The sequence below is a fragment of the Mesorhizobium sp. M7A.F.Ca.US.005.03.2.1 genome (genome assembly GCF_003997795.1).
In the GTDB taxonomy this organism is placed as follows: domain Bacteria; phylum Pseudomonadota; class Alphaproteobacteria; order Rhizobiales; family Rhizobiaceae; genus Mesorhizobium; species Mesorhizobium ciceri.
In genome coordinates this window covers 1-5,907 of the sequence record NZ_RZRP01000377.1, presented here as the reverse complement: position 1 = coordinate 5,907, position 5,907 = coordinate 1, and the positions used below count along the sequence as shown (strand labels likewise).

Annotated in this window: 4 protein-coding genes, 1 tRNA gene and 1 pseudogene; 2 read left to right on the top strand and 4 right to left on the bottom strand. The window is 60.3% G+C overall.

Annotated features, from left to right (window positions below; all coding sequences use genetic code 11):
• The 4 genes and pseudogenes from EN991_RS20420 to EN991_RS20405 all read right to left on the bottom strand — a co-directional run.
• A pseudogene (locus EN991_RS20420) lies at positions 1–1,325 on the bottom strand (autotransporter outer membrane beta-barrel domain-containing protein); the annotation flags it as partial.
• Between the two features lie 227 nt (positions 1,326–1,552).
• Positions 1,553–2,677: a helix-turn-helix transcriptional regulator gene (locus tag EN991_RS20415; protein WP_127369403.1), complete on the bottom strand. Its 1,125-nt coding sequence runs from the start codon at positions 2,675–2,677 to the stop codon at positions 1,553–1,555.
• Between the two features lie 229 nt (positions 2,678–2,906).
• Positions 2,907–2,996, bottom strand: a tRNA-Ser gene (locus tag EN991_RS20410).
• A gap of 472 nt (positions 2,997–3,468) precedes the next feature.
• Entirely contained in the window at positions 3,469–3,804 is a 336-nt protein-coding gene (locus tag EN991_RS20405) for a hypothetical protein (RefSeq protein WP_013531580.1), read from the bottom strand.
• 377 nt (positions 3,805–4,181) lie between these two features.
• Between EN991_RS20405 and EN991_RS20400 the strand changes: the two genes are divergently transcribed.
• The gene (locus tag EN991_RS20400) at positions 4,182–5,417 is read left to right on the top strand and encodes a septal ring lytic transglycosylase RlpA family protein (protein WP_027161639.1); all 1,236 of its coding nucleotides are present in this window, start codon (positions 4,182–4,184) and stop codon (positions 5,415–5,417) included.
• 103 nt (positions 5,418–5,520) lie between these two features.
• A partial coding sequence (locus EN991_RS20395; protein WP_164769231.1) for a serine hydrolase occupies positions 5,521–5,907 on the top strand: 387 nt, incomplete at its 3' end.

Genomic DNA, 5,907 nt, shown 5'->3' with positions numbered 1-5,907 from the left:
GATATATCGACCGTGACCGTGCCCGGGCCATAGTTCTGAATATTCACCGCATCGTCGCTGCCGCCGACGAAGCCGCCCGCGCCCGTCACCGAGAGATTGCCTGTGCCGCTGGCGCCACCGATCAAGGTCAGGCCGGAACGCGCGCCCATCACCGTGCCGGCGACCTGCACGTCCACCGCGCCACCACCGTTCGCGACGATGCCGTCAAAGGATGTGCCGGTCACCGCACCATTGGCGATCACGCTGATCATGCCCGTGCCGGAGTTACCTGCGAGGATGCCTGCAGTGCCCGAGACATTGCCGTTGGTCGTCACATCGATTGTGCCTGTGCCTGTGCCGGTCCCTATTGCATAGACCGCCTGACCGCCCGTCGAGGTCACCGCAGCCGTTGTTATCGAGACATCGCCCCGGCCCTGAGCGAAGACGCCAAGGCCCGACGCCATTGTCGCGGTGACCGGTCCCATCGCCTTCACCGTCGTCGAGCCGTTGCCCAAGTTCTGCGCGATAATGCCGTTGCCTGCGTCGATGGCGCCGTTCGCCGTGATATCGATGTTGCCAGTTCCTGTGGAGGAAACTCGACCCAAGATACCGGTATTGCCCGCCTTCACATCGCCGTTCGCCACGATCGTGAGATTGCCTGCCGTCGAAGACGACTGGACGTCGATACCGAACATGCCAGCAGCCAGCGCCGTCACCGCGCCCGTGGTGACATCGATGGAGCCACTCGCCGCCGTGTTACGCACCACAATGCCTGAGCCGGCAGCCGCCGTGATATCGCCGGTGGCATCGACATCGATCGAGCCCAGGCCATTCTGCTTTATTGCGAAGGCATCGCCACTGCCGTTATTGGTGATCGCGCCGCTGCCTGTGTACGTGATCAGGTTGGAGGCGGCATCGATATTGAGTGCCGCGGTCCCGCCGGCTGTTGGCGTGTTGCCCGCATCGACACTGATCGTGCCGTTGTTGACGACCATGACGGCGCCATTGCCGGTATTCTCGATCGCGAGGCCAAATCCGCTGACCGTCGCCCCGGCATCGATCGCGAGGTGGGCCGTAAACGGTGAAGAAAATGAATAGCCCCGGTCGTTGGGAGGAGCAGCCGGATTGACGGCATTGACCGTGGAGGTGGTGCCGCACTGCACATCAGTTCCCAGAGTGACCGTACATGCCGCCTGCGCCTGCGGGGAAAAGAAAACAGCCGAGCCGGCGAAACCGGCCATGCCGATTGCGAAACGCAGTGCCGAGCGACTGGCCTGCGAGAGGAGTTGCGCGCGCAAGGAAACGAGTGGGTAGGCTTTGTCTGCCGAAAAACCGTAGAGTCTCATGATAGGCCCGCCCCATCGTCCAATAAATGCAATCTGCCGTCATCAGAACAGCCCAAGCAAAGCAATGCTTCGAGCAAATCAGTGCTTCAGATTCGCAATAACGGATGATGGGTGGGCGATATATATATCAAATGCCATAGACCGGCCAAAGAGTGGCGCACTGTCGCTGGCTCGCCACAGTCGCAACGCCCTGCACTCGAAGAACCTTAATGTGCTATTGCAGCTTGTTAGGGCAGAAGACGAAATGCATTCAGCAGCGCAATGAGCTGACTCTGCCTCTGCGTATCTGTCTTGCGAAAAATCTTGTCCAGATGAACGCGTGCGGTGCCGTAGGCCATGTTTTCCCTGATCGCTATTTCCTTCAAGGACAATCCGCTTGCGAGCGCGAGCGCGACGGAAGCTTCTTTCCCTGTCAGCCCAAAGGTTTTTCGCAGTTGATCGGCTAAGCTCGTCGACAGGGCCAAACGTGATTCGCGCGCCAGCACCACCGCGCAAGGTCCAGCCGACAGGCCGAACATCTCGCCGTCGGGCAACAATCCAATCGACAATACCAGTTGGTCGCCGCGCTCCGACCGCAAGATCAAATCGGCAGCCGAATTGGGAAACTCGCTCTCGTCCACCCGGCAGACTCGTGCGACCGCACGTTGCAGCATTTGGGTTTGCGTGGAATCGGAGGTGGCCAGATGGCCACCGTTCGCCGTCAGCAGAGTGATCGGCTGTACCAGAAGTCTTTGCGCGGCGTCATTCATGTCAAGGATGCGCAGGCGCGGATCGACGACAAAGCCGGCGAAGGGCAGGTGGCCGAGCAGCGATTGGAGCACAGGCCGCGCCTCGAAATGTCGGCCCAAACCCGCAGCGCGCTCCAGATGAGGTGTGATCAGGGCGAGCATCGCACGATCATCGGCGTCGAACGCCGGCTGCCCTCGGCCTCGCTGCACGTCGAAAAACCAGTAGTTCTTTTCCGACGCGCGCAGATTGCAGAACATGCCGTCATACATGTCCTGCGGCATCATCCATTCGTTCCAGACGGAGGTGCGTTCAATACGGTGCCGCCCAATCAACTGGGTGTCGCTAAAAACCCGGCCAAGCGGCGCGGCCACACGCGGCGCAAAGAGTTCGTTGGTCGCGAAATGGTCAAGGAAAATCCTGTCCCAATAGGGGTCGCGGCTCGGTGAGACGCAAAAGCTATCCTCGACATTGGCCCAGTCGATGCCCGAGAAACAGGCTCTGGAGCCATGAAACATGGCTTGCAACTGAAGGACCACGTCAAGCCAAATCGATTGATCGTAGGCGGCCTCATATATGCGACCGATCACTACCGACAGGCGCTCGTGAGAGATCGAATATCCCATAAGCCTTGCGAAATATACAACCAGAATGAAGTGTTAGCATACCTCTGATTGCGGTCGATGCAAGGGATAGAACGTCGAATGAGCAGGGGGGTTACCAGTGCTGACGCCCAAGGTCAGGAGAAAGCAGACATGATGTTTGACGCTTCGCCCTTACGTCCACGGAGGCGGAAATCGGCGTACTCAGTTCTGTATGCTCTGTATGCTCTGTATGCTGCCCTTCTCGATCGAATGGCGGAGGAAGTGGGATTCGAACCCACGGTGAGCTTGCACCCACGCCGGTTTTCAAGACCGGTGCCTTAAACCGCTCGGCCATTCCTCCATCGTGGTTTTTCAACCATTTGGGCAGCGCGGGGCCAACTCGTTTGGCCTGTGGCGCCGGATTGGCACCGAAGGCGCTCCCGGCTGGTTCACGCCTCATTCCTGTAAAGCGGCATTGAGGGCTGCGTCAACCACCACTGTGTCGGTTCCTGCCGTCCTGGCAGGCGCTGAGTTTTTCGGAATCGAGCACCGGAACTCGCTATCCCATTGGTGCATGATGAAGAAGGAGCCCGCCGACTGGCGATGTACAGGTTTGCGCGCGAACACAAGAAGCCTGACGCTGGAGGGCTTTCGTGCAGGCCCAACCGAGGGCGCGACCTACCGACCAAGCCATCCTCGGAATTGGGCGGAGGTAATCCTACGGGTCAGCCTCTTGGGACAGCTGCGGTATCCCGCAGATTTAACTTTCGCCAAGGGAACAGCTACTGGTGAGGAAGGCCGAAGCTGCAAATCGGCTCCGGCCTGTACGGTCCTCAGTCTTTGCAATTTTCGTCCGCCTTTGCCGCCGCGGCCTTATCACCGTGCTGCTGCGCCTCGATATCCTGCTGCGAGGTTGCAAGGTTTTTGTCGCCCCCGCCTTCAGCGCCCGCCAATGGCATCGTGGTGCCATCCTTGGCGGCTGGCTTGTTCGCGTTGCCCATGGCCTTCGGAGTCTCTAAAGGCGCGTGGGTTCCATCTTTCGAAATACCGGCGGTCTGTCCGGCATCGGTCCCGGTGTTCGAAGCTGACTTGTCCGGACATGCGGCGATCGCAGACCCGGCAGAAAGCGACATCGCGATCGCGACCATCAATGAAGTCATTTTCATCATGCTCGTCCTTCTGTTCGAGTGCCCTGCGGATGAAACTAGCGGCGCATTTCTTTGTTCCGGCGGTCGGTCCGCTGCCCGACAAAGCCCGGTCAACCGGCAGGCACGGCGGGCAGGAGCGAAGCCAGGCTTTCTGTGGCAGAGGGCATCACATCTCTCGCGTGGAAGCACGAAAACCGTTACTTTTCAGAGAGCTCTTACGGTGGAGACGCCACAATCTTGCCCGGTTGCGGCCACAATCGGTTAATACCGTGATAAGCAATTCCTGCGCACAAAGGATCGGGGTTTTAAGCGTCGTTGGTATTGTCGGGTGAGTGTTTTGGCTCCTCTGGTGGTTGAACGCGACGCCTTGAGTTGAGACTGAAGGGGACATCAGGAAAATGCAGGCTGTGACGCCACCGCGTCTTCGTCGCGCTGCTACCGTCGCGTTGTTCGCCATGTCGGCCGCCTTGCTGGCTGCCTGCGCGTCGCAGCCTGAGCCGAAAGCGATGGTCAACAAGAAGACCCGCTCCAAGGAATATTTCGCCGAATCCGAATATGGCGTGAAGGCAAGCCCGCGTGTGATCTCCCGGAACGGGCGCATCCAACGTGGCGGCGGCAGGGATCAGCTTGGCAAACCCTATCAGGTCCGCGGCAAGTGGTATTACCCGAAGGAAGACAAGCGTTACGCCAAGGTCGGCCTCGCCTCCTGGTATGGCGACGCCTTCCATGGCCGGCTTACCGCCAATGGCGAAGTCTATGACATGACCCATCTGACGGCGGCGCACCCGACCATGCCGCTGCCAAGCTATGCCCGCGTCACCAATCTCAAGACCGGCAGTTCGGTCATCGTTCGCGTCAACGATCGCGGCCCATATCACGAAGGCCGCATCATCGACGTATCGGAGCGCGCTGCCCAGATGCTTGACTATGCCAACACCGGCACCGCTCAGGTAAAGGTCGAATATGTCGGCCGCGCGCCGCTCGACGGCGATGACGACCAGTATCTGATGGCCTCCTATCATCCCGGCAACAGGGCGCCAGACCCGTCGGATGGACTGCCGACCGGCGTCATGGTCGCCATGAACGGCCCGTCGCCAAGCCTGCCTGCCGGCACTGCTGCCGTGCCGTTTCCGGGCCAGTTGACCGATTCCGGTTCTGTCCAGCCGATCATGTCGACGCAGTCGTCGGCGTATGGCGATCTGGCGCTTCCGGATTTCGGCCCGATCGTGCCGGAGCGTCCGCAGATCAATCTGCCGCCGCAATCGCCGTTTGCCGTGGCCTCGCTGTCCTATGCCGACGAGCGGGTCGAACGCGGCGTCTCAAATGCCTTCGCCGCGATGGGTGGCGACGGCATGTCGCCGGCCGATGTGCTCCAATCATGGAAACGGCAGCCGCCAACGGCCGGTCCGTCCACTGACTACGTCGCGGCTGGTTCGTTCGAGGATGCAGCGGAGGCCAAGCGTGTTGCCGCTCAGCTTGCCGCATACGGCAAGATCGAGATCCAGCGTTCGGAACTCGATGGCGAGGATTGGTATTCGGTCAATCTCTATCCCGATGGCCACCGCAATCTCGATGATTTGCTGCAGGCTGCCTGGTCGCATGGCGCGCCCGATGCACTGGCTGTGCGCAACTGAGCGCAAGCCTGGTGGGATTTCCGCTGCGCGGTTGATCCGCCGCGCAAAAAGCCTGATACTTTTCGCGGGCTTGCCGGCGGTGCCGGCCAACGGGTCGAACATCATGCAATTTCGCTTGCTCCCGCCTCTCGCCGGGCTTCTGGTTTTAGGCTTGCTGCTGTTTTTCCAGGCTCCGGCCGGTGCACAGCTGTTCGAAACCAAGGCCGCGCAGGCCCTCATGATCGATGCCGAGACCGGGACGGTGCTGTTTTCCAAGGAGGCCGACAAGCCGATACCGCCGGCCTCGATGGCCAAGCTGATGACCATGGAAGTGGTTTTCAACGCCATCAAATCCGGCCGCCTGAAGCTCGACGATACGTTCGTGGTCAGCGAGAACGCCTGGCGCAAGGGTGGCGCGCCTTCGGGAACATCGACGATGTTCGCCAAGCTCAAGTCGTCGATCCGGCTCGAAGACCTGATTCAGGGCGTGACCGTGCAGGCGGCCAATGAC